The sequence below is a fragment of the Yinghuangia sp. YIM S09857 genome, assembly GCF_051388915.1.
In the GTDB taxonomy this organism is placed as follows: Bacteria; Actinomycetota; Actinomycetes; order Streptomycetales; family Streptomycetaceae; genus Yinghuangia.
Window position 1 is genome coordinate 208,681 of record NZ_JBPKBH010000001.1, and the last position, 23,088, is coordinate 231,768.

General features: G+C 72.3%; 21 protein-coding genes. 18 read left to right on the plus strand and 3 right to left on the minus strand.

Going from position 1 to position 23,088, the window contains the following annotated elements; all coding sequences use genetic code 11:
- The first annotated feature begins 144 nt into the window (after positions 1-144).
- A complete protein-coding gene (locus tag ACRX5S_RS00955) occupies positions 145-906 on the plus strand; it encodes a TetR family transcriptional regulator (protein WP_436770723.1) in 762 nt (253 codons plus the stop codon).
- 549 nt (positions 907-1,455) lie between these two features.
- Positions 1,456-2,469: a LacI family DNA-binding transcriptional regulator gene (locus ACRX5S_RS00960; protein ID WP_436771127.1), complete on the plus strand. Its 1,014-nt coding sequence runs from the start codon at positions 1,456-1,458 to the stop codon at positions 2,467-2,469.
- 102 nt (positions 2,470-2,571) lie between these two features.
- Here ACRX5S_RS00960 and ACRX5S_RS00965 read toward each other — a convergent pair whose 3' ends face one another.
- Positions 2,572-3,126 carry a TetR/AcrR family transcriptional regulator gene (locus ACRX5S_RS00965; protein WP_436771128.1) on the minus strand — a complete coding sequence of 185 codons (555 nt, stop codon included), beginning with the start codon at positions 3,124-3,126 and terminating at the stop codon, positions 2,572-2,574.
- Positions 3,127-3,399: 273 nt separating this feature from the next.
- Between ACRX5S_RS00965 and ACRX5S_RS00970 the strand changes: the two genes are divergently transcribed.
- Together ACRX5S_RS00970 and ACRX5S_RS00975 are read left to right on the plus strand one after the other, a co-directional pair.
- The gene (locus tag ACRX5S_RS00970; protein ID WP_436770724.1) at positions 3,400-4,851 is read left to right on the plus strand and encodes a purine-cytosine permease family protein; all 1,452 of its coding nucleotides are present in this window, start codon (positions 3,400-3,402) and stop codon (positions 4,849-4,851) included.
- Positions 4,852-4,925: 74 nt separating this feature from the next.
- Positions 4,926-6,569, plus strand: a complete 1,644-nt coding sequence (locus tag ACRX5S_RS00975) for an amidohydrolase (protein WP_436770725.1) — start codon at positions 4,926-4,928, stop codon at positions 6,567-6,569.
- A gap of 25 nt (positions 6,570-6,594) precedes the next feature.
- On the opposite strand, the gene ACRX5S_RS00980 is transcribed toward ACRX5S_RS00975, so the two are convergent.
- Complete coding sequence (locus tag ACRX5S_RS00980; RefSeq protein ID WP_436770726.1) at positions 6,595-7,458, minus strand: SDR family oxidoreductase; 864 nt, start codon at positions 7,456-7,458, stop codon at positions 6,595-6,597.
- A gap of 146 nt (positions 7,459-7,604) precedes the next feature.
- Between ACRX5S_RS00980 and ACRX5S_RS00985 the strand changes: the two genes are divergently transcribed.
- A complete protein-coding gene (locus ACRX5S_RS00985; protein ID WP_436770727.1) occupies positions 7,605-8,042 on the plus strand; it encodes a winged helix-turn-helix transcriptional regulator in 438 nt (145 codons plus the stop codon).
- A gap of 7 nt (positions 8,043-8,049) precedes the next feature.
- Positions 8,050-8,328 carry a hypothetical protein gene (locus ACRX5S_RS00990; RefSeq protein WP_436770728.1) on the plus strand — a complete coding sequence of 93 codons (279 nt, stop codon included), beginning with the start codon at positions 8,050-8,052 and terminating at the stop codon, positions 8,326-8,328.
- Positions 8,329-8,662: 334 nt separating this feature from the next.
- Here the strand turns inward: ACRX5S_RS00990 and bldD are convergent, their stop codons facing one another.
- Positions 8,663-9,166, minus strand: a complete 504-nt coding sequence (bldD, locus tag ACRX5S_RS00995; protein ID WP_358363696.1) for a transcriptional regulator BldD — start codon at positions 9,164-9,166, stop codon at positions 8,663-8,665.
- Positions 9,167-9,598: 432 nt separating this feature from the next.
- Here bldD and pyrR point away from each other — a divergent pair, with 432 nt between their 5' ends.
- From pyrR to ACRX5S_RS01055, 12 genes are all read left to right on the plus strand, one after another.
- A complete protein-coding gene (gene pyrR, locus ACRX5S_RS01000; RefSeq protein ID WP_436770729.1) occupies positions 9,599-10,237 on the plus strand; it encodes a bifunctional pyr operon transcriptional regulator/uracil phosphoribosyltransferase PyrR in 639 nt (212 codons plus the stop codon).
- Between the two features lie 3 nt (positions 10,238-10,240).
- Positions 10,241-11,212: an aspartate carbamoyltransferase catalytic subunit gene (locus ACRX5S_RS01005; protein WP_436770730.1), complete on the plus strand. Its 972-nt coding sequence runs from the start codon at positions 10,241-10,243 to the stop codon at positions 11,210-11,212.
- Positions 11,209-12,498 (plus strand): dihydroorotase, encoded by a 1,290-nt coding sequence (locus ACRX5S_RS01010; RefSeq protein WP_436770731.1) that lies wholly within the window; start codon positions 11,209-11,211, stop codon positions 12,496-12,498. Before ACRX5S_RS01005 ends, ACRX5S_RS01010 begins: the two co-directional genes overlap by 4 nt.
- Positions 12,495-13,151: a hypothetical protein gene (locus tag ACRX5S_RS01015; protein WP_436770732.1), complete on the plus strand. Its 657-nt coding sequence runs from the start codon at positions 12,495-12,497 to the stop codon at positions 13,149-13,151. Before ACRX5S_RS01010 ends, ACRX5S_RS01015 begins: the two co-directional genes overlap by 4 nt.
- A complete protein-coding gene (gene carA, locus ACRX5S_RS01020) occupies positions 13,148-14,308 on the plus strand; it encodes a glutamine-hydrolyzing carbamoyl-phosphate synthase small subunit (protein WP_436770733.1) in 1,161 nt (386 codons plus the stop codon). Before ACRX5S_RS01015 ends, carA begins: the two co-directional genes overlap by 4 nt.
- Positions 14,301-17,612: a carbamoyl-phosphate synthase large subunit gene (gene carB / locus ACRX5S_RS01025; RefSeq protein WP_436770734.1), complete on the plus strand. Its 3,312-nt coding sequence runs from the start codon at positions 14,301-14,303 to the stop codon at positions 17,610-17,612. The genes carA and carB overlap by 8 nt, the downstream gene beginning before the upstream one ends.
- A gap of 181 nt (positions 17,613-17,793) precedes the next feature.
- Positions 17,794-18,900, plus strand: coding sequence for a quinone-dependent dihydroorotate dehydrogenase (locus tag ACRX5S_RS01030; RefSeq protein ID WP_436770735.1), 1,107 nt, complete (start codon positions 17,794-17,796; stop codon positions 18,898-18,900).
- Positions 18,901-19,200: 300 nt separating this feature from the next.
- Positions 19,201-20,034, plus strand: coding sequence for an orotidine-5'-phosphate decarboxylase (gene pyrF, locus ACRX5S_RS01035; protein ID WP_436770736.1), 834 nt, complete (start codon positions 19,201-19,203; stop codon positions 20,032-20,034).
- A gap of 368 nt (positions 20,035-20,402) precedes the next feature.
- Positions 20,403-20,720 (plus strand): integration host factor, actinobacterial type, encoded by a 318-nt coding sequence (gene mihF / locus ACRX5S_RS01040; protein ID WP_358363720.1) that lies wholly within the window; start codon positions 20,403-20,405, stop codon positions 20,718-20,720.
- A gap of 77 nt (positions 20,721-20,797) precedes the next feature.
- Positions 20,798-21,364, plus strand: a complete 567-nt coding sequence (gmk, locus tag ACRX5S_RS01045; protein ID WP_436770737.1) for a guanylate kinase — start codon at positions 20,798-20,800, stop codon at positions 21,362-21,364.
- A gap of 69 nt (positions 21,365-21,433) precedes the next feature.
- On the plus strand, positions 21,434-21,697 hold the full coding sequence (gene rpoZ / locus ACRX5S_RS01050) for a DNA-directed RNA polymerase subunit omega (RefSeq protein ID WP_231777208.1): 264 nt from the start codon (positions 21,434-21,436) through the stop codon (positions 21,695-21,697).
- 478 nt (positions 21,698-22,175) lie between these two features.
- The coding region (locus ACRX5S_RS01055) for a TIGR03617 family F420-dependent LLM class oxidoreductase (RefSeq protein WP_436770738.1) at positions 22,176-23,088 on the plus strand (913 nt) is incomplete at its 3' end.

Sequence of the window (23,088 nt, forward strand, 5' to 3'; positions counted from 1 at the left end):
GGTGCGATCGCGCAGACGAACGCGATCGCACCGACGGCGAAGGACAGATGCGCGCCCCCCAAGGGGCGTGTTTCACGGTGTGGGAAGCGGGAGACAGTTTATGGCACTAAGTGCCATATGGCAAAACGCGCCATGTTGCACTGAGTGGCAGGTGGCATACTCGCCGCCAAGGACGGGAGAGGAAGCGTGATCGTGGACCAGGGCGCGGCGAGAGGCACCTCGGGTACGACCCCGGCGACGGCCCCCGGCACCGGCGGTGCCACGGGCCTGCGCGAACGCAAGAAGGAGCGCACCCGGGAGGCGCTCGTCGACGCGGCGCTCGAACTCTTCTCCCGCAAGGGGTACGACGCCACGACCATCGACGAGATCGTCGCCGCCGTCGACGTGTCCCGGCGTACCTTCTTCCGCTACTTCCCCGGCAAGGAGGAAGTCGCCCTCGCCCGCGCCTCGGAGGTGGAGCGCTCGCTGGTCGCCGCGGTCGGGGCGCGACCGGTCGACGAGGCGCCGGTGGTGGCACTGCGCCGCGCGACCGCGTCGGTGATGGCCGCGATCGCCGGCGATCCCAAGCTCGGGTCCACCGAGGCGTGGGTACGCACCCGGCGGCTCATCGAGGGCAATCCGACGCTGATGGCCGCGAGCCTGCGCCACGCGGTGGAGACCGAGCGGCTGATGACCGCCGAGATCGCCCGCCGCCACGGCGTGGACCCGCACCGCGACCTGCGCCCGGCGCTCACCGTCGGCTGCTTCAACGCGATCGTGCGGGTGGCGATGGACGACTGGACCGAACGCGGCCAGTTCGACGCCGACGGCATCGCCGCCACCATCGACGAGGCATGGACCGCGATGTCGGGCCTGGTCGGCTCCGGCTGGCTCGCGACCGGGTGGGAGCCGGACTCCGACCGGTAGTCCGCGCGGTGGCCGCTGACGTGAATCCCTCGCGCCCGCAAGCCTCGTGGAGTCCGCAGGCGCGGGCTCCCACACACGCCGCCGTGCCCGCCGGCTCGTCGCACTCCACCCGCACCCACGGATGCCGCGTCCGCCCCCCCCGCGTCTGTTCGACCCCGCGCCCGGCCCCCGCACCCACGGATGCCGCGTCCGCCCTGCGCGTCCGCCCCTCCCTACCCGACCCCGCGCCACCCGCTCCGCCGGCCCGCGATCCCGCCCCTCCGGCCGTGAATCAAGCGCTTGAATCGGACCTCCCGGACGTCCCGGACGCCGCCGTTCCGGATTTCGTGCGGGCGGACCGGAAAAGCCGCCGGAAGCCAAGAATTCATCAGGCTGAAAACCCCTGATTTGAGCAAGGAAACAGTAAGGTTTCCTGGGCATGTCGATCCGTGCCCGAGACCACCAACTGGCAGTGACGGGGGTGCTCGACATGGGGTTCCGTCCAACCCCGGTGCATGCGCCGCGACAGGGCCGCACCTGGCGGCCGAGGGAGGGGTGTCGGTGACGACCATGCCCGAGTCCGGGGCCACCAAGCCCCCGACCAGCGCCGATGTCGCCCGCGTCGCGGGGGTGTCCCGCTCGACGGTGTCGTACGTGCTCAACTCCCCGCCCGGCGCCCGGGTCAGCGCCGAGACCCGCGAACGCGTCCTGAAGGCGGTGCGCGAACTCGGCTACGCCCCCAGCGCGCCCGCCCGATCGCTGCGCTCCGGCAGCAGCGACATCGTCCTTTTTCCGCTGCCGCTGCAACCCATGGGCCAGTTGCTGGAGCAGTTCGTGGACGAGTTCACCGAGGCCCTGCGCCGCCAGGACCTCAACCTCCTCATCCACGGCGACCGCTACGCGCGCGGCGTCGACGCAGCCCGCACCTGGGCCGCGCTGCGCCCGCTCGCGGTGCTCGCCGAGTCCAACCGGCTCACCGACGGCGGCGTCGAGGTGCTGCGCCGGGCCGGGGTGCGCGCCATCTTCGCCTGGGGCCGCGAGGAGCACCCGGGCGTGCCGACCGCGATCTTCGACAACCGCGACTCCGGCGCCCTGGCGATCCGGCACCTGATAGGCCGTGGGCACAGACGCATGGCCTGCCTTGTTCCGGCAGGCCCTCTCTCCGGTCTTGCGAACGAACGCTGGGAGGGCGCGAAGTCGGCTGCGGAGGAGGCCGGTTGCTCCCTCGTACGGGTCGACGTCGGCTACGTCCGCGAGGACATTCTCGCGGTCGTGCGCAACTGGCAGCGCCAGTCCGAGCCGCCCACCGCGGTCTTCGCCGGCAACGACGACTTCGCCCTGATGATCATCTCCGCGCTGCGCGAGTGCGGCTGGTCGGTGCCCGACGACATGGCCGTGGTCGGTGCCGACGACCTCCCGTTCTGCGACCTGGTGTGGCCGCGGCTCACGAGCGTCGCGATGCACACACGCACGATGGGCAGCGGCGCGGCGGACATGGTGACGGCGCTGATGGCCGGACGGCCGTACAAGCACCGAGACCACATGGTCGTGCACCCGCGCGTGGTGGTCCGCGAGTCGGGCTGACGCCTGGGGCGCGCCGCCCCGGCCCTGTGCTCTTCCCGGTTGTCGGCCGCCCCGAGCATTGCCGGCCAGAGCCCAGCCGACCAGAGCATCGGACGCCCGGCGCTACGTCGTGCCGGTCAACCGCCCCGCGGCCCGCCGCGCCGTGTCGAGGGCGTCGTCCCGCGTCGCACCCGCGAGGCCCAGGACCACGCGCGTGCTGAGGCCTTCCAGCAGCGCGAGCAGTTCCGACGTGTCCGCGGCCGCGTCGCCGAGGGAGAAGGCCCCGGCGTCCGTGCCGCGGCGCAGGATCGCCTCCAGGTCGTCGCTCCAGCCCCGGTCGATCTCCTCCTGGGCACTGCGCAGTTCGTCGTTCCCGGCGGTGCGCGCCCACAGTTCGAGCCACAGCATCCAGCGCGGGTCGCGGGCGCCGCTGGGCAGGTAGAGGCCGAGGAACAGGTCGAGCATGCGGGGCGGCCGTACACGCCGCGCGAGCAGCGCCGCGCGCTCGGCCGTCAGGCGGTCCTCGCTCCAGCGCAGCGCGGCCAGCAGGAGCTGGTCCTTGCTCCCGAAGTAGTACAGGATGTGGCCGCCGCTGGTGCCGAGCCGGTCCGCGAGCCCCGCCATCGTGAGGGACGCGAGGCCGTCCTCGGCGATCGCCGCGACGGCCTCCTCCAGCATGCGGTCCTGCGCGATCCGCCCGTCCCGCCGCCGTGCCGCCACCGCTGGTCCCTCCGTGTGTCGCCGCGCTCCGCGCCCGGGTCGCCCCTGCCGGGCCGCCCCGCAGCCCTGGCCAGACCCTACCCGCACACCCCGGAGACCTTGAACGCCGGTCAAATATCTCACCGATTTCCCGAGAACCCTTGACATCGGCGCGCCACGTGAACGACCTTGAGTGCCGTTCAAACTTCTTGAGCGTCATTCAAACTTCTGCCCCGGAGAGGGGAGGTTCCGGTGACCCTGCCCCGCGACCCCGCGGCGCCGATCGCCCCCACGGCCTCGGACGCCGCGCCCGCCGCCACCGCGTACCCCGCAACCCCCGCGCCCGCCCGCGATGAGGTCTTCCAAGTCGAGACCCACGGCATCGACCCGATCCCCGACGACGAGCGGCACGGCGGCGCGAAGGACCTGTTCTGGCTGTGGTTCGGCTCGAACCTGACCTTCACGTACGTCATCAACGGGACCCTCGCCGTCGCGTTCGGCCTGTCCTTCTGGGCGGCGACGGCCGTCGTCGTCCTCGGCGGCCTGGCGTTCTTCGCGGTCAGCGCCCTCGGGCTCGCCGGGATCCGCACCGGCACCGCGACCCTGGTCATCTCCCGCGCCGCCTTCGGCGTGCTGGGCAACCTGCCCGCGGGCCTGCTCAACTGGGTCGTCGGGATCGGCTACACCATCCTCAACACCGTGGTCGGCACCTTCGCCCTCGAAGCGCTCTTCGCGGAACTCGGCTGGCACGGCGGCGACTTCGGCCGCGCCGTCGCGCTCGCCGGCACGCTCGCACTCACCTTCGTCGTGGCGATGTGGGGGCATGCGACGGTGCAGGCGGCCGAGCGGTGGATGGCGTACGTCCTCGGCGCCGGGTTCGCGCTCGTCGTGCTCTTCGTCGTGCCGGACGCCGACCCCGGCGCGGCCTCCGGCGGCGGGTTCCACGCGTGGACGCTCGCCCTCGTCGTGATGATCGCCGGGCCGGTGTCGTACCTGCCGATGCCCTCCGACTACACGCGCTACCTGCCCAGGACCACCACGCTCAAGGCGATCACCTGGAGCGGCGCGGCGGGCGGCATGCTCGCGTCCGTCGTGCTCGGCGTGGTGGGCGTTGCGGCCGCGACGCAGGCCGACATGACCGATCCGGTCGCGGGCGTCGCCGACCTGCTGCCGGGCTGGTTCCAAACGCTGTTCCTGTTCCTCGTGGTCGGCGGTTCCGTCACCAACTCGATCCTCACGCTGTACTCGTCGAGCCTGAACCTCCAGGTCCTCGGCATCCCGTGGTCGCGTTCGCGCGGCATCCTGGTCAGCACCGCCGTCGTCGCGGGCGGCTCGCTGGCCACCCTGTTCTGGGTCGACTTCACCGAATCCCTCACCAGCTTCCTGTCCGTGCTGCTGGTGGTGTTCGCGCCGTGGGGCGGCGTGTTCATCGCCGACACGCTCATGCGCCGGTGCCGGTACGACGCCGCGGCGCTGCACGACATGTCCGGCGGTGCGTACTGGTACCACCGCGGCTTCCACGTCCCCGGCATGGCCGCTCTTGCCGCCGGGGTCGCGATCGCCGCGCTGGCCGCCGAGTCCGCGCTGTGGACCGGGCCCCTCGTCGCACCGCTCGGCGGCGACTTCACCCTCGCGGGCGCGCTCGTCGCCGGGCTCCTGTACTGGGCACTGGCCCGCAACGAACCGCAGTTCCGCCGGGCCTGACGCGTCCGTACAGCCCCCGGACGACCCTCCGTCCGCCCCCTCGCACCACCGCACCACCCTCCCTGGGAGCTCACGTGAACCAGACCGCCGCCGACCTCGTCCTGCGCGGTGCCCGCATCCACACCGTCGACCCGGACGTCCCCGAGGCCGAGGCCCTTGCGGTCGTCGGCGGCCGCATCGCCTGGATCGGCCCCGAGGCCGGTGCGGCCGCGTGGATCGGCCCCGGCACGCGCGTCGTCGAGGGCGAGGGCCGCCGCGTCCTGCCCGGGTTCGTCGACGCGCACAACCACGTGCGCCTCGGCTCCGACGCCGCCTGCGTGCAACTCGCGGGCGCGCGTACGCTCGACGTCGTCCACGACCGCATCCGCGCGTGGCATGCCGAGCACCCGGACGCCGCGTGGATCGAGGGCGAGGCGTTCGACTACTCCGCGATCCCCGGCGGCCGCATGCCGCGCGCCGAGGACCTGGACCCGGCCACCGGAGACACCCCCGCGATCGTGTTCTCGTACGACGTGCACACCGCGTGGCTCAACACCGCCGCGCTGCGCCGGCTCGGCGTCACCCGGGACAGCGACGTGCTGCCGTACGGCCGCGTGCACAAGGACGAGGCGACCGGCGAACCCACCGGGTTCATCAAGGACTTCGCGGTACGCGGCCTCTCGCGCGACGGCCACCGCGAACTGCGCGCGCTCGGCGTGCCGTGGGCGAGTCCCGACCGCCAGTACGGCCGCCTCGCGCGCAGCCTGGACGACGCCGTCCGCTTCGGCATCACCACGGTGGTCGAACCGCAGAACTCGCTCGACGATCTCGCCCTGTTCGAGCGGGCCCGCGCCGAGGGCCGGCTGCGCTCGCGCGTCGTGGCCGCGCTGTTCCACCCGCGCGGTACCTCCGACGCCGACCTCGACGACTTCGCGGCGGCGGCCCGGGAGTTCGACGACGAGCGGTTCTCCGTCGGTCCGCTCAAGCTGTACATCGACGACGTGGTGGAGCCGCGCACCGCGGCGCTGCTGGAGCCGTACCGCGGCTGCGCCCACCACCGCGGCGACACCTTCTACCCCGCCGAGGAGTTCGCGGGGCTGCTCGCCAAGCTGGACGCGCGCGGCTTCCAGTGCTTCGTGCACGCCACCGGCGACCGCGGCATCCGCACCGTCCTGGACGCGGTCGCGCACGCCCGCGAGGTCAACGGCGCCCGCGACGCGCGCCACCAGGTCGTGCACGTGGAGTGCCTGGACCCGGACGACGTCGCCCGGTTCCGCGAACTCGGCGTCGTCGCGTGCATGCAGCCGCGCCACTGCGCCCCCGAGATCGCCGGGCCGGGGCAGGACTGGGCGGAGAACGTCGGCGAGGAGCGGTGGCACAAGGCGTGGCCGATGCGCAGCCTGCACAACGCGGGGGCGGTGCTCGCGTTCTCCAGCGACTGGAACGTCGCCGAGATGGACCCGATGGTCGGCATCTACACGGCGGTCACGCGGCGTCCGCTCGGCGGCGGCGCGCCGTGGATGCCGTCCGAGACCGTCGACGTCGCGACCGCGGTCCACGGCTACACGATGGGGTCGGCGTACGCGAACTTCCTGGAGCACGACCGCGGTTCGCTCACGGTGGGCAAGCTGGCGGACTTCGTGGTCCTGTCCCGCGACATCCTGGCCGCCGACCCGGCGGACATCCCCGACACGGTCTGCGAACTGGTCGCGGTGGGCGGCGAGATCGTGCACAGCTGACCGGACGGGTGTTGCGGTCGGTGCGTCAGGGCTTGAGGGCCTCGGCGACCGCGTCGGCGAGGGTGGTGGCCGGGCGGCCGAGGAGAGTGCGGAGCTGGTCCGTCACGGTGCCGAGGGCGCCGGTGCGCGTGTGGGTCTCGGCGTCGACGAGGAGCGCGACCAGTCCGGCCGGGAGTCCGGCGCCCGAAAGGATTTCGGCCAATTGCTCGGCGGGGAGGTCGGTGTACGCGACCTCCTTGCCCGACTGCCGCGAGATCTCGGCGGCGAGGTCGGCGAGGGTCCACGACGCGTCGCCGGTCAGCTCGTACGCCTTGCCCTCGTGCCCGTCCGTGCTCAGCACCACCGCGGCGGCCTCGGCGAAGTCGGCGATCGACGCCGCCGCGATGCGCCCGTCCGCCGCCGTCCCCACGATCCCGCCGCGCTCGAGCGCGTCCGCCGCACCCGCCGTGTAGTTCTCGAAGTACCAGCTGTTGCGCAGGAACGTGTACGGCAGACCGGCCGCGCGGATGCGCCGCTCGGTGTCGTGGTGCACGACCGCGAGGGCCACCGGGTTGGTGTCCGCCTCGACGATCGAGGTGTAGACGACGTGCCCGACCCCTGCCTCCCGGGCGGCCCCGACCACGTTGGTGTGCTGCGCGATGCGCAGGTCGTTGTCGGGCGCACTCGCCGACACGAAGAGCAGGCGGTCGGCCCCGGCGAAGGCGGGCGCCAGGGTCTCGGGGCGGTCGTAGTCGCCCTCGCGGACCTGTACGCCGCGGGCCGCGAGGTCCGCGGCGCGCTCGGGGGCGCGTACGGCGACGGCGATGTCCGCGGGGGCCACCCCGCGGGTGAGCAGGCTCTCGACGGTGAGGCGGCCCAGGCGCCCGGTGGCGGCGGTGACGACGATCACGAAGTTCTCCTCGATGCGATGCGATGCACGGGTTAGTACTCACCAAGACAATTGCACTAACTTTTAGGAAGTGCAACCTGAAGAGACGTGCCTTCTGTGGCACAGCGCTATCGCATCGTCAGCGCTGCGGAGGTACCGTTGACGGCATGGACACCACCCGGAGCCCCCACGTCGCCGAACCCGCGGAGGCGGACGGCCTTGAGGAGGTCGTGTTCGACGTGTTCGCCCGCGGCTGCCCGTCGCGGCCGACCATGGAGCACGTCACCGGCCGCTGGGGCGGCCTCGTGCTCGTCGCGCTCGCCGACGGCGACATGCGGTTCAACGCGCTGCGCCGCCGCGTCGAGGGGATCAGCGAGAAGATGCTCGCGCAGGCGCTGCACGCCCTGGAGCGCGACGGCCTCGTCGTCCGCGAGGTGCGGCAGGCGATCCCGCCCAAGGTCGAGTACCGGCTGACCGAGTTCGGCTCCGGGGTCGTGGAGCGCCTCAGCGAACTCATCGGCTTCATCGAGGGCAACATGGCCGGGGTCCTGGAGGCCCAGGAGCGCTACGACGCCGCCAAGGCCGCCGCGAACACCGAGCAGTAGCCCTGCCATGGATCCCGCGAACCTGATGGACGTCCTCGCCCGCACTCGTGAGCTGATCGCGCTGCCGGACAACGACTTCGCCTGGTCGGGCTGGGACGACGCCGACGAGGCGCTGCGCGAGTTCGACGCGCTGGTCGCCGAGGTCACGGCGGGCGGACGTCCGGCCCGGCTGCGCCTGCTGTTCCTGCCGACCGGATCGTTGCAGGAACTGTCGCTCTCCAGCGGCTGGGGCGGGGCCTACCTCGAACTGGCCAAGCGCTTCGACGCGACGTTCCCCGCCGCCTGACCGCCGCCCGACTGCTGCCTGACCGCTGCCTTGGACCACCGCCTTGACCACCGCGTGTGCCGCCGCCCGGCGCGCCGCCCCGCCGTAACCCGCCCGCCGAGTTCGACGTATCAGGCGCGCCGCCCGGCCGGCTCCCCGGTCCGACGTCCGGCCCCGCCTGTTGCGACCGCGACTACCGGCGTCCGTCCCACCTCACGTCACCCCGCGCTCAGCGGACGACCCGTACCGCCCTCCGGAATCCCGTCCCCGATCCTCCGGCGGCAACACGACGGCGGGGCCGGGAGGACATCGCCCTCCCGACCCCGCCGCATGTGACGCTGTGTCAGTTCCCGGCTCACGCACCCGGGGTGGTGTCGACCGCCCGCCGTGCCTCGGGGTTCAGGACCCCCCAGCTGATGAGCTGCTCGGTGAGCACGCTCGGCGACTGGTCGTAGATGACGGCGAGTGTGCGCAGGTCGTCCTGGCGGATCGACAGCACCTTGCCGTTGTAGTCGCCGCGCTGGCTCTGGATCGTCGCGGCGTAGCGCTGGAGGGGCCCGGCCTTGTCGGACGGGACCTGGGAAAGGCGTTCGAGGTCGAGCACGAGGCGCGGCGGCGGCTCGGCGGCGCCGTTCGGCGTGCCGCCGGGCAGCAGCTCCTGGACCGGAACACCGTAGAAGTCGGCGAGCTCGGCGAGACGCTGCACCGTGACGGCGCGGTCGCCGCGCTCGTACGACCCGACGACGACGGCCTTCCAGCGCCCCTGGGACTTCTCCTCGACACCGTGCAGGGACAGACCCTGCTGGGTTCGGATGGCGCGGAGTTTCGCCCCGAGCTGCTTGGCGTAGTCGCTGGACATCTGGCTCCCAAAAACAGGTGACTGTGACCATGAAGGCCCACCGGTGGATGAGCCGATGGGGGAGGAGCCACCGCAGCGCCGCACGGTCGTCGCGGCATCGGCCCGGAACCTCGGCCGACACGTCGCGAGTGTCGCGTTTCGCCCGGTGGTCACTCATTGTGAGGTTACGCAGAGTAATTTGCGTCCGTCAAGCCGAACGGGCTAACCGGTACGTTCGCCCCGTCCCCCGTCGGGACCAAAGGCCGGGACCGACAGGGCCCTTCGGCAGGTCCCCGGGAATTCGACGGCGGCGCCCCCGCAGCTCTGTGTGCAGGCCGGACGGTTGGAGGAAGCACGCAAAAGGGAGCGATCATGGCCCTGCTAGGGTGAGGGCGTAACCCCGACGTCCTTTAAAGCCCGTCCTGTGAGACGGGGAAGGAGGTCTGCATCCGCATGACCAAGGCCAATCCACGCCCCGGAGACCTGGACCCCGGCACCGCCCGGGCCGTCCTCGACGCCTCCGACATCGCCCGGGTGCTCACCCGGGTCGCCCACGAGATCGTCGAACGCGCCAAGGGCGCCGACGACGTGGTGCTGCTCGGCATCCCGACCCGCGGCGTCGCGCTCGCCCGCCGGCTCGCCGAGCGCCTGGAGGACATCGAGGACGTCAAGGTCCCGGTCGGCGCCCTCGACATCACCATGTACCGCGACGACCTGCGCCTGCGGCCCGCCCGCGCGCTGGAGCGCACCGAGATCCCGCCCGCCGGGATCGACGGCAGGCTCGTCGTCCTCGTGGACGACGTGCTCTTCTCCGGCCGCACGATCCGCGCCGCGCTCGACGCGCTCAACGACATCGGCCGCCCGCGCGCCGTGCAGTTGGCCGTCCTGGTCGACCGCGGGCACCGCGAACTGCCCATCCGCGCCGACTACGTGGGCAAGAACCTCCCCACCTCGCAGCGCGAGAAGGTCCAGGTGCTGTTGGAGGAGTACGACGGCCGCGACGCCGTCCTCCTCGGCATCCGCGGCGGCGCGTCCGGCCCGGCCGGCGACGCCGCGAAGCTCCCCCCGGCCGCGACCCCGGAAGCGAAGTAGCCCGTGAAGCGTCACCTCATCTCGGCCGCCGACCTCACCCGGGACGACGCGCTCCTGGTCCTCGACACCGCCGAGGAGCTCGCGCAGGTCGCCGAGCGGCCGATCAAGAAGCTGCCCACCCTGCGCGGCCGGACCGTGGTCAACCTCTTCTTCGAGGACTCCACCCGCACCCGCATCTCCTTCGAGGCCGCCGCCAAGCGCCTCTCCGCCGACGTCATCAACTTCTCCGCCAAGGGCTCCTCGGTGTCCAAGGGCGAGACGCTGAAGGACACCGCCCTCACCCTCCAGGCCATGGGCGCCGACGCGGTCGTCATCCGGCACGGCGCGTCCGGCGCCCCGCACACGCTCGCCAACTCCGGCTGGCTGCGCGGCTCAGTCGTCAACGCGGGCGACGGCACGCACGAGCACCCCACGCAGGCCCTGCTCGACGCGTTCACCATGCGCCGCCGCCTCAACGACGGCCGCGGCGACCTGGAGGGCCGCCGCATCACGATCGTCGGGGACGTCCTGCACAGCCGCGTGGCGCGCTCCAACGTGCTGCTGCTCGCGACCCTGGGCGCCGACGTCACCCTGGTCGCGCCGCCGACCCTCCTGCCGATCGGCGTGGAGACCTGGCCCTGTCAGGTGAGCTACGACATCGACGCCACGCTCGCCAAGTCGGACGCGGTGATGATGCTGCGCGTGCAGCGCGAGCGCATGAACGCGGCGTTCTTCCCGACCGAGCGCGAGTACTCGCGCCGGTACGGCCTGGACGCGAAACGCATGGCCGCCCTGCCCGAGCACGCCATCGTGATGCACCCCGGCCCGATGAACCGCGGCATGGAGATCGCCGCCGAGGTCGCCGATTCGCCGCGCTCGACCATCGTCGAGCAGGTCACCAACGGCGTCAGCGTGCGCATGGCCGTGCTCTACCTGCTGCTCGGCGGCTCCGAGCCCGCCGTCACCACCACGACCTCCGAGGAGACCGCCAAGTGAGCACGTACCTGATCCAGAACGCCAAGGTGCTCGGCGGCGACCCGCAGGACGTGCTGATCGCGGACGGCCGAATCGCGGCGATCGGGACCGGCCTCGCCGCCGGCGACGCCGCGCAGATCCTGGACGCCGCCGGGCAGATCCTGCTGCCTGGCCTCGTGGACCTGCACACCCACCTGCGCGAGCCGGGCCGCGAGGACGCCGAGACCGTCGAGACCGGCACCCGCGCCGCCGCGCTCGGCGGGTTCACCGCCGTGCACGCGATGGCCAACACCGACCCCGTGGCCGACACCGCGGGCGTCGTCGAGCAGGTGTGGCGCCTCGGCCAGGAGGCCGGGCGCTGCGACGTGCACCCGGTCGGCGCGGTCACCGTGGGCCTCGCGGGCGAGCGCCTCGCCGAGCTGGGCGCGATGCACGAGTCGGCGGCGAACGTGAAGGTGTTCTCCGACGACGGCAAGTGCGTGCACGACGCGGTGATCATGCGCCGCGCGCTGGAGTACGTGAAGGCGTTCGACGGCGTCGTCGCGCAGCACGCGCAGGAGCCCCGGCTGACCGAGGGCGCGCAGATGAACGAGGGCCTGGTCTCCGGCGTCCTCGGCCTGCGCGGCTGGCCCGCGGTCGCGGAGGAGGCGATCATCGCCCGCGACGTGCTGCTGACCGCGCACGTCGGCTCGCGCCTGCACGTCTGCCACGTGTCCACGGCGGGCTCGGTGGAGATCATCCGCTGGGCCAAGTCGAAGGGCTGGGACGTCACCGCCGAGGTGACCCCGCACCACCTGCTGCTGACCGACGAGCTGGTGCGCTCGTACGACCCGGTCTACAAGGTCAACCCGCCGCTGCGCACCGCCGAGGACGTCGCGGCACTGCGCGAGGGCCTGGCCGACGGCACCATCGACGCGGTCGCCACCGACCACGCCCCGCACCCGTCCGAGGACAAGGACTGCGAGTGGGCGGTCGCGGCCATGGGGATGCTCGGCCTGGAGACGGCGCTGTCGATCGTGCAGCAGACCATGGTCGAGAGCGGCCTGCTCGACTGGGCCGGCGTCGCCGACCGCATGTCGGTGCGCCCGGCGCGCATCGGTCGCCTGGACGGGCACGGCCGCCCGCCGGCCGTGGGTGAGCCGGCCAACCTGGTGCTGGTCGACCCGGCGGCACGGCGTACCGTCGAACCGTCCGAACTCGCCTCGAAGAGCGCGAACACCCCGTACGCCGGGCTGGAGCTGCCCGGCCGCGTGGTGGCCACGTTCCTGCGCGGCGTACCGACGGTGATCGACGGGAAGCTCGCGTGAACACCAGCACCGGCACCACAGTTCTGCTCGCGGCCGAGAAGAAGTCCGCCGAGGTCTCCGACTGGGGCCAGTACCTGCTGTGGACCGGCATCTTCGTGGTCCTCATCGGCGGCGTGTACGTGCTGATGTGGCGCGCGTGGAAGAAGCGCGGCCGACGCCAGGCCGACCTGCCGGCGCCGGCCGCCGCCCCCGACGACCCCGGTACGCCGCTGTTGCCGACCCTCACCGGACGCTACTTCGGCTGCACGACGGCGGGCCACTGGCTGGACCGCATCGTCGCGCACGGCCTGGGCACGCGCAGCGCCGTCGACCTGACGCTCACCGACCGGGGCCTGACGGTGCACCGGTACGCGGCGGCGGGGTTCTTCATCCCGGCGTCCGACCTCGTCGAGGCGCGCTTCGAGAAGGCGGCGGGCGGCAAGGTCCTGCCCGAGGGCGGTCTGCTCGTCGTCACCTGGAAGCTCGGCGACACCCTGCTCGACTGCGCGTTCCGCGGCGGCCGCGTGGCCGAGCACGACGCGTGGGTCGACGCCGTCAACCGCCTGGCGGCGGGGGACCGCCCGGCCGCCGCCGTGCCCGGCGCGCAGGCCGCCGCGACGGCCGGTCAGGCCGCGCACCCGAATGCGAACGATCAGGAAGGCACCCGACAGTGACCGCAACACACGCCAAGGCCGCGGGCCCTGCCGTCCTCGTCCTGGAGGACGGCCGCACCTTCCGCGGCAGCGCGTACGGCGCGGTGGGGGAGACCTTCGGAGAAGCGGTGTTCTCCACCGGCATGTCCGGCTACCAGGAGACGCTGACCGATCCCTCGTACCACCGCCAGGTCGTCGTGATGACGGCCCCGCACGTCGGCAACACCGGCGTCAACGACGACGACCCCGAGTCGTCGCGCATCTGGGTGTCCGGGTACGTCGTGCGCGACCCCGCCCGCCGCCCCTCCAACTGGCGCTCGCGGCGCAGCCTCGACGAGGAACTGGAGCGCTACGGCGTCGTCGGGATCTCCGGCATCGACACCCGCGCGCTGACCCGCCACCTGCGCGAGCGCGGCGCGATGCGCGTCGGGATCTTCTCCGGCGCGGCCATCTCCGACGACGCCGCGCTGCTGGCGAAGGTCCGCGACGCGCCCGAGATGACCGGCGCGGACCTGGCCGGGGAGGTCGCCACCAAGGAGGCGTACGTCGTCCCCGCCATCGGCACGAAGAAGTTCACCGTCGCGGCGCTCGACCTCGGCATCAAGGGCATGACCCCGCACCGCATGGCCGAGCGCGGCATCGAGGTGCACGTGCTGCCCGCGAACGCCACCGTCGAGGACGTCTACGCGGTCGCCCCGGACGGCGTCTTCTTCTCCAACGGCCCCGGCGACCCGGCCACCGCGGACCACCAGGTGGCGGTCGCCCGCGCGGTGCTGGAGCGCGGCACGCCGTTCTTCGGCATCTGCTTCGGCAACCAGATCCTCGGCCGCGCGCTGGGCTTCGGCACCTACAAGCTGAAGTACGGCCACCGCGGCATCAACCAGCCGGTGCAGGACCGCACGACCGGCAAGGTCGAGGTCACTGCGCACAACCACGGGTTCGCCGTGGACGCGCCGCTCGACGGCGTCACCGACACGCCGTACGGCCGGGTCCAGGTCACCCACGTGTGCCTCAACGACAACGTCGTCGAGGGCCTGGGCCTGCTGGACCGGCCGGCGTTCAGCGTGCAGTACCACCCCGAGGCCGCGGCCGGCCCGCACGACGCCGCCTACCTGTTCGACCGCTTCGTCTCGCTGATGTCCCAGCAGCAGCCCCACCAGGAGAACAAGAGTGCCTAAGCGCAACGACCTGAAGTCCGTCCTGGTCGTCGGCTCGGGCCCGATCGTCATCGGCCAGGCCGCCGAGTTCGACTACTCCGGCACCCAGGCCTGCCGCGTGCTCAAGTCCGAGGGACTGCGCGTCATCCTGGTCAACTCCAACCCGGCGACCATCATGACCGACCCGGAGGTGGCGGACGCGACGTACGTCGAGCCGATCACCCCCGAGTACGTCGAGAAGATCATCGCGAAGGAGCGCCCGGACGCCCTGCTGCCGACGCTGGGCGGGCAGACCGCCCTCAACACCGCGGTCGCGCTCAGCGAGAACGGCGTGCTGGAGAAGTACAACGTCGAGCTGATCGGTGCGAACATCGACTCGATCCAGAAGGGCGAGGACCGCGACCTGTTCAAGGCGGTCGTGGAGCGCGTCCGGGAGAAGATCGGGCACGGCGAATCGGCCCGCTCGGTCATCTGCCACTCGATGGACGACGTCCTCGCGGGCGTGGACACGCTGGGCGGGTACCCGGTCGTGGTGCGCCCGTCGTTCACCATGGGCGGCGCCGGCTCCGGCTTCGCGCACAACGAGGAGGACCTGCGCCGGATCGCCGGGCAGGGCCTCGCGCTCTCGCCGACCACCGAGGTGCTCCTGGAGGAGTCGATCCTCGGCTGGAAGGAGTACGAGCTGGAGCTGATGCGCGACAAGCACGACAACGTCGTGGTCGTCTGCTCCATCGAGAACTTCGACCCGATGGGCGTGCACACCGGCGACTCGATCACCGTCGCGCCCGCGATGACGCTCACCGACCGCGAGTACCAGCGGCTGCGCGACATCGGCATCGCGGTCATCCGCGAGGTCGGCGTCGACACCGGCGGCTGCAACATCCAGTTCGCGGTGAACCCGGAAGACGGCCGCATCATCGTCATCGAGATGAACCCGCGAGTGTCGCGGTCCTCGGCGCTCGCGTCGAAGGCCACCGGCTTCCCGATCGCGAAGATCGCCGCACGGCTCGCGGTCGGCTACACGCTCGACGAGATCCCCAACGACATCACCCGCGAGACCCCCGCGTCGTTCGAGCCCACGCTCGACTACGTGGTGGTCAAGGTGCCGCGCTTCGCGTTCGAGAAGTTCCCGGCCGCCGACGCCACCCTCACCACCACCATGAAGTCGGTGGGCGAGGCCATGGCCATCGGCCGCAACTTCACCGAGGCCCTCCAGAAGGCGCTGCGGTCGCTGGAGAAGAAGGGCTCGCAGTTCGACCTCGCGTCCGAGCCCGGGGACAAGACCGCGCTGCTGGAGCTGGCCGCGACGCCGACGGACGGACGCATCAACACCGTCATGGCGGCCATCCGGGCCGGGGCCACGCCCGAGGAGCTGTTCGCGTCGACGCGCATCGACCCGTGGTTCCTCGACCAGCTCTACCTGGTCCACGAGGTCGCGGGCGAGGTCGCCGAGGCCGGCGAGCTGACCCCCGAGCTGCTGCGGCTGGCCAAGCGGCACGGCTTCTCGGACGCGCAGATCGCCGCGATCCGCGGGCTGCGCGAGGACGTCGTGCGCGAGGTCCGGCACGCGCTGGGCGTGCGGCCGGTGTACAAGACGGTCGACACCTGCGCCGCCGAGTTCGCCGCGAAGACGCCGTACCACTACTCCTCCTACGACGAGGAGACCGAGGTCGCGCCGCGCGACAAGGAGGCCGTGATCATCCTCGGCTCCGGGCCGAACCGCATCGGGCAGGGCATCGAGTTCGACTACTCGTGCGTGCACGCGGCGTTCGCCCTCGCCGACGCGGGCTACGAGACCGTCATGGTCAACTGCAACCCTGAGACGGTCTCCACCGACTACGACACCTCCGACCGCCTGTACTTCGAGCCTCTGACCCTCGAAGACGTGCTGGAGGTCGTGCACGCCGAACAGGCCGCCGGGCCGGTCGCGGGCGTGCTGGTGCAGCTCGGCGGCCAGACCCCGCTGGGGCTCGCACAGGCGCTCAAGGACGCGGGCGTGCCGATCGCGGGCACCTCGCCCGAGGCGATCCACCTCGCCGAGGAGCGCGGCGCGTTCGGCCGGGTGCTGTACGAGGCCGGGCTGACCGCACCCAAACACGGCACGGCGTTCTCCTTCGACGAGGCCAAGGCCATCGCGGACGAGATCGGCTACCCGGTGCTGGTGCGCCCGTCGTACGTGCTCGGCGGGCGCGGCATGGAGATCGTGTACGACGAGGAGTCGCTGGCGACCTACCTGGAGCAGAACGCCGGGCTGGTCTCCGACCACCCGGTCCTGGTGGACCGCTTCCTCGACGACGCCATCGAGATCGACGTCGACGCACTCTACGACGGTGAGGAGCTCTACCTCGGCGGCGTCATGGAGCACATCGAGGAGGCCGGCATCCACTCCGGCGACTCGGCGTGCGCGCTGCCGCCGATAACGCTGGGCGGCTTCGACATCAAGCGGCTGCGCACCGCGACGCTCGGCATCGCCGAGGGGGTGGGCGTCCGCGGGCTGATCAACATCCAGTTCGCGCTGGCCGGGGACATCCTCTATGTCCTGGAGGCCAACCCGCGCGCGTCGCGGACCGTGCCGTTCGTGTCCAAGGCGACCGCGGTGCCGCTGGCCAAGGCCGCCGCGCGCGTCTCGCTGGGCGCCACCATCGCCGAGCTGCGCGCCGAGGGCCTGCTGCCCGCCGAGGGCGACGGCGGCACGCTGCCGCTGGACGCGCCGATCGCGGTCAAGGAGGCGGTCCTGCCGTGGAACCGCTTCCGGGACGAGCACGGGCGCGGCGTCGACACCGTGCTGTCCCCGGAGATGCGCTCGACCGGCGAGGTCATGGGCATCGACGCGTTCTTCGGCACGGCGTACGCGAAGTCGCAGGCCGGCGCGTACGGCGCACTGCCCACCAAGGGCCGGGCGTTCGTGTCCGTCGCCAACCGCGACAAGCGGTCGATGGTGTTCCCGGTGAAGGCGCTGGTCGACCTCGGCTTCGAGATCCTGGCCACGCAGGGCACCGCCGAGGTGCTGCGCCGCAACGGCGTGACCGCGACCGTGGTGCGCAAGCACAGCGAGGGCGCGGGCCCGAACGGCGAGCCGACGATCGTGCAGCTCATCCACGAGGGCGGTGTCGACCTGATCGTCAACACGCCGTTCGGCACGGGCGGCCGTCTCGACGGGTACGAGATCCGCACCGCCGCGGTGACCCGCGGCATCCCGAGCATCACCACGATCCAGGGCTTCGCCGCCGCGGTGCAGGGCATCGGCGCGCTGGTCGCGGGCGACATCGGGGTGCGGTCGCTGCAAGAGCACGCGGAACACCTGATCGCCGCGCGAGAGAGCTGACCGAATGGCGCAGGGGTCCTCCGGAGAGTTGGTTCGGGGGACCCCTTCGCATGCCGCCGTCCGAACCGCCGTCGTCTGAACTGCGGCCGTCCGAACCGCCGCTTGACCTGCCGCCCGGCGACCCGCCTTCCGACCCGCCGCCGTCCGAACCGCCGTCCGAACCGACGAGGACCCCGAGGCCATGAGCTACCCCCTGTTCTTCAAGTACGTCTTCCGCAACCTCGACCCCGAGCAGGCGCACCACCTGGCATTCGGCGCGATCCGGGCGGTCGGCCGGGTGCCGGGCGGGCGTGCCGCGCTGGCGAAGGTGCTGGCCCCGCGCGACCCGGCGCTGGCGGTGCGGGCGTTCGGCATCGATTTCCCCGGCCCGTTCGGCCTCGCGGCCGGGTTCGACAAGAACGCGGTGGGCATCGACGATCTGGGCGCGGTCGGCTTTGACTTCGTGGAGATCGGCACCGTCACCGCCCAGGCGCAGGACGGCAACCCGCGCAAGCGGCTGTTCCGGCTCGTCGAGGACCGCGCGATCGTCAACCGCATGGGCTTCAACAACGACGGCGCCGCGGCCGTGGCGGCCCGCCTGCACGCGCGCGGACCGCGGCGTCCCAAGCGGCCCACGGTGCTCGGCGTCAACATCGGCAAGACCAAGGTGGTGCCGGAGGAGGGCGCGGTCGCGGACTACGTCGCGTCCACCGAGAAGCTGGCCCGGTACGCCGACTACCTCGTCGTCAACGTCTCCTCGCCCAACACCCCCGGGCTGCGCGACCTCCAGGCGGTCGGCCACCTGCGCCCGCTGCTGACCGCGGTGCGCGATGCGGCGGACCGCACGGTCACCTCGCGGCGAGTCCCGCTGCTCGTCAAGATCGCCCCCGACCTGGCCGACGAGGACATTGACGCGGTGGCCGACCTCGCGGTGGAACTCGGGCTCGACGGCGTCATCGCGACCAACACCACCATCGGCCGGTCCGGTCTGGCGTCGCCGCCGGAGGAGGTGGAGGAGTGCGGTGCCGGCGGCCTGTCCGGGGCGCCGCTGAAGGGCCGCTCGGTGGAGGTGCTGCGCAGGCTGCGGGCGCGCGTCGGGGACGGCATGGTGCTGATCGGCGTCGGCGGCGTCGAGACCGCGGACGACGTGTGGGAGCGCCTGGCGGCCGGGGCGACGCTGGTACAGGGCTACACCGGATTCATCTACGCCGGTCCGTTCTGGTGCCGCACGATCCACAAGGGGCTGTCGGCACGGCTGCGCGCGTCGGGGCGTACCTCACTGGCCCAGCTCACCGCCGCGGCGCGGTGAGCGGGGCCGCCGGGCGCCGGCACCTGCGGAGTCGGCCGCTCGGCACCCGCAGGGCGGGGGCGCCCCGGGCCCCGCGGGACCCATCGGCGACCCGCGGCCGATGAACGGGGGACCGGGACGCCCCAGGACCCGCAAGGCCGGGGTGCCAGGGGGACCGACCCGCGGGGCTCGCCCGCTCGGGACGGACCCGCAGGCTCGGTCTCCCGGGATCGCAGGGCCGGGCAGCCTGGAACCGGCGGGGCCGGATTGCCCCGCAACGGCCGAACACCTCTACCTGAACCTCGACTTGAGAGTGAGAACTTGATGGTGCAGCCCTTCGGCGCCCGCCTGCGCGCCGCGATGGACGAACGCGGCCCGCTGTGCGTCGGCATCGACCCCCACGCGGCCCTCCTCCGGGCCTGGGGCCTCGGAGACGACGTCGCCGGGCTGGAGTCGTTCACCCGGACCGTCGTGGAGGCGCTGGCCGGGGAGGTCGCCGTCCTCAAGCCGCAGAGCGCGTTCTTCGAGCGCTTCGGGAGCCGCGGCATCGCGGTCCTGGAGCGGGCGGTGGCGGAGGCGCGCGCCGCCGGGGCCCTCGTGGTCATGGACGCCAAGCGCGGCGACATCGGCTCGACCATGGCCGGGTACGCGGCGGCGTACGTCGACAAGGACAGCCCGCTGGCGTCCGACGCCGTCACGGTGAGCCCGTACCTCGGCTACGGCTCGCTGCGGCCCGTCCTCGATCTCGCCGCCGAGCACGGGGCGGGCGTGTTCGTGCTCGCGCTGACCTCCAACCCCGAGGGCAAGGAGGTGCAGCGGGCGACCGCGGCGGACGGCACGAGCGTGGCGTCCGTGATGCTGCGGCACATCGCCGCGGAGAACGCGAACGTCCCGGTGCTCGGCTCGGTCGGCGCGGTGGTCGGCGCCACGCTGGGCGAGGTCGGCGTGGACCTCGACGTCCACGGGCCGCTGCTCGCCCCCGGCATCGGTGCGCAGGGCGCGACGCCCGGGGACATCCCCGCGGTCTTCGGGTCCGCGGCGCGCAACGTCGTGCCGAGCGTCAGCCGCGAGATCCTGCGCCACGGGCCGTCCCGTGAGGCACTGCGCGAGTCCGCGCGCCGGTACGCCGAGGAGTGCCGCGCGGCGATCGGCTGAGGGCGGCGGGACGCGCGGGGCGACGGGTGCGGTCGGTGCGACCGCTATTCGCAACCGGCATTCGGAATCAGCCATTCCGCAGGTCGGAGATGCGTGCGGCGATTGATTCCTTTTAAGGAGAAATATCCGTTTTATTCGCTCGAACGCGCTGTCGATTCGTCCGCCGGAGGCCCCCTGGGGTGGTCTTTTCGGCAGTTTCGGACGACGTGGCGCGTTCCGCGGACTAGGCTCCCTCACAAGCTCACTCGGTCGAGCGTTTCGCGTTGCCGCGGGCGCTGTGACCAGCTAGGTTCCACAGTTGCGGTAGCCCAAGGGGGGCAACCGCGGCACATAACCATCCGGTGTATCGAAGTCCGAGGTGACACGGCGTGGCTCTTCCGCCCCTGACCCCCGAACAGCGCGCAGCCGCGCTCGCGAAGGCCGCTGAGGCTCGGCGGGAGCGCGCCGCGGTGAAGAACCGCCTGAAGCACTCCAACGCCTCCCTGAGCGAGGTGATCAAGGAGGGCCAGACCAACGACGTCGTCGGCAAGATGAAGGTCTCGGCCCTGCTCGAGTCCCTTCCCGGCGTCGGCAAGGTGCGCGCCAAGCAGCTCATGGAGAAGCTGAACATCTCCGAGACCCGCCGCGTGCGGGGCCTCGGGTCGAACCAGATCGCGTCACTCGAGCGCGAGTTCGGCGGGAAGTAGTCCCCGCGTGGGACCGCGTCCTTCCAGGCCCGGCACAACGCGTCCGGCCCCAGCAGAACGGCACTGAGAACGGCACCATGCACGACACACAGCAGCAGCGCCGGCTCACCGTGCTCTCCGGCCCCTCGGGGGTCGGCAAGAGCACGGTGGTCGCGCATCTCCGCGGCGAGCACCCCGAGGTGTGGCTGTCGGTGTCCGCGACCACCCGCAAGCCCCGGCCCGGCGAGACCGACGGCGTGCAGTACCACTTCGTGGACGACGAGCGGTTCGACAAGCTCGTCGCCGCCGACGAGCTCCTGGAGTGGGCCGAGTTCGCGGGCAACCGCTACGGCACGCCGCGCCAGGCCGTGCTGGACCGGCAGGCGGAGGGCGTCGCGACCCTGCTGGAGATCGAGCTGGAGGGCGCCCGGCAGATCCGCCGGGCCATGCCGGACGCGCTGCTGGTCTTCCTCGCGCCGCCGTCGTGGGACGAGCTGGTGCGCCGGCTCGTCGGGCGCGGCACCGAGTCGCCCGAGGTGATCGAGCGGCGCCTCGCACAGGCGAAGGTGGAGCTGGCCGCCGAGTCGGAATTCGACGTGACACTCGTGAACACGTCCGTCGAGGATGTCTCGCGCGAACTGCTAGCCTTGATGAACGTTTCCTGAATCGATAGAGATCCCTGTCGTCGTGTGGTGCACGCCCACGGCCGAGGGTCGTTAGGGAAGGCCCCCGCCTTGTCAGTCACCTCCTCCGCGCCCGAGGGCATCATCAACCCGCCGATCGACCAGCTCCTCGAGGTCACCGACTCGAAGTACAGCCTGGTGATCTACGCGGCGAAGCGTGCGCGGCAGATCAACGCGTACTACTCGCAGCTCGGCGAGGGCCTGCTGGAGTACGTCGGCCCGCTCGTCGACACCCACGTGCACGAGAAGCCGCTGTCGATCGCCATGCGCGAGATCAACTCCGGCATGCTCACCGCGGAGCCCATCGAGGGCTGAGCCCTCACCGCGGCCCGCGCGGCCGCCCGGTTCACCGTCGCGCCCGGTCAGCCCCTTAAGGGTGGGCCGGGCGCGACGCGTTTGCCCGAGAGTGGGGGACGGGATCGGGGGCGGGGACGCCACGCCGACAGATCACCGCATGCACGCCGCCCTCGACAGACCGCGTGCGCCCCACAGCCGACTGGAGTCCAAGAGGCTCCGGCGGCGCCACCGAGCGCGGGGCGAGCCGAGAGGCCACGCCGACAGGCCCGGTGCGGCACCGCCCACCGCGCCGGCCGAGCCGCCAGGCCACGCGGCATACCCCGGCACGCGGGCTCGGCATCGCGGCAAACCGTCCGCACCCTGCCCCGGCGTAGCCTCCGGCATCGCGGCAACCGTCCGCGTACCCCTGCCCCGGCGTCGCGCCTCCGGCATTCCGCGTACGTCATCTCGTCCCTCCCTCTTGACCCTTTCTCCCGCCTGCCTTATTCCTGACGGCATGTCAGATCATCGGGTGCTGCCTGTCGACACGTTGTTGGACGTTCCGCTGCACGAGGCCGCCGCGCGCTCGCGTGAGTTGCGGGAGGCCGGATTCGACGGGGTGTTCACCTTTGAGGGGCCGCACGACGTCTTCTTGCCGTTGGTCCCGGCGGCGGCCGAGGGGCTGGACGTCATGACCAACATCGCCGTCGCGTTCCCACGCAGTCCGGTGCATCTCGCGCATGCGGCGTACGACCTGCACCTCGCCTCGCAGGGCCGCTTCCGGCTCGGCCTCGGTACGCAGATCAAGGCGCACGTCGAGCGCCGCTACGGGGCCGTCTGGTCGAGGCCGGTCGAGCGCATGGCCGAGACGCTGCGTGCCGTGCGCACCGTCCTCGACTGCTGGCAGACCGGCGAGCGCCTCGACTTCCACGGCGACTTCTTCGACCTGACCCTCATGCCGCCGACGCTGTCGCCGGGGCCCAACCCGTACGGCACGCCGCCGTTGCTCGCCGGCGGTGTCGGGCCGCGCATGCTGCGCATGGTCGCGGCGACCGCGGACGGCCTCCTCGTGCACCCGTTCAACACCGACGCGTACCTGCGCGGCCACCTGCTGCCCGCGGTCGATGCCGGGCTCGGCGAGGCGGGACGTACGCGCGAGGAGTTCGCGGTCGTCCTGGACGTCATCGTGGCCGCGGCCCGCACCGAGGAGGAGCACCAGCGCGCGCTGGCCGGAGCCCGCGCGATGGTGGCGTTCTACGGCTCGACCCCCGCCTACCGGCCCGTCCTCGAAGCCGAGGGCTACGGCGACCTGCAAACCGAACTGCACGCCCTGGTCAAGGCCGGACGCTGGGCCGACATCCCGGCCGCGGTCGACGACACACTGCTCCACCGCCTCGTCGTGGTCGGCACCCCGGCCGAGGGGGGGGGGG

Bases quoted from the DNA above. Each gene is read 5' to 3' on its own strand.
- ACRX5S_RS00965 (WP_436771128.1), bottom strand. From the start codon at position 3,126: ATGCTGGAGGAGGCCGTCGCGGCGATCGCCGAGGACGGCCTCGCGTCC.
- ACRX5S_RS00990 (WP_436770728.1), top strand. From the start codon at position 8,050: ATGGATCCCGCGAACCTGATGGACGTCCTCGCCCGCACTCGTGAGCTG.
- bldD (WP_358363696.1), bottom strand. From the start codon at position 9,166: ATGTCCAGCGACTACGCCAAGCAGCTCGGGGCGAAACTCCGCGCCATC.
- pyrR (WP_436770729.1), top strand. From the start codon at position 9,599: ATGACCAAGGCCAATCCACGCCCCGGAGACCTGGACCCCGGCACCGCC.
- ACRX5S_RS00960 (WP_436771127.1), top strand. From the start codon at position 1,456: ATGCCCGAGTCCGGGGCCACCAAGCCCCCGACCAGCGCCGATGTCGCC.
- ACRX5S_RS00985 (WP_436770727.1), top strand. From the start codon at position 7,605: ATGGACACCACCCGGAGCCCCCACGTCGCCGAACCCGCGGAGGCGGAC.
- ACRX5S_RS01030 (WP_436770735.1), top strand. From the start codon at position 17,794: ATGAGCTACCCCCTGTTCTTCAAGTACGTCTTCCGCAACCTCGACCCC.
- gmk (WP_436770737.1), top strand. From the start codon at position 20,798: ATGCACGACACACAGCAGCAGCGCCGGCTCACCGTGCTCTCCGGCCCC.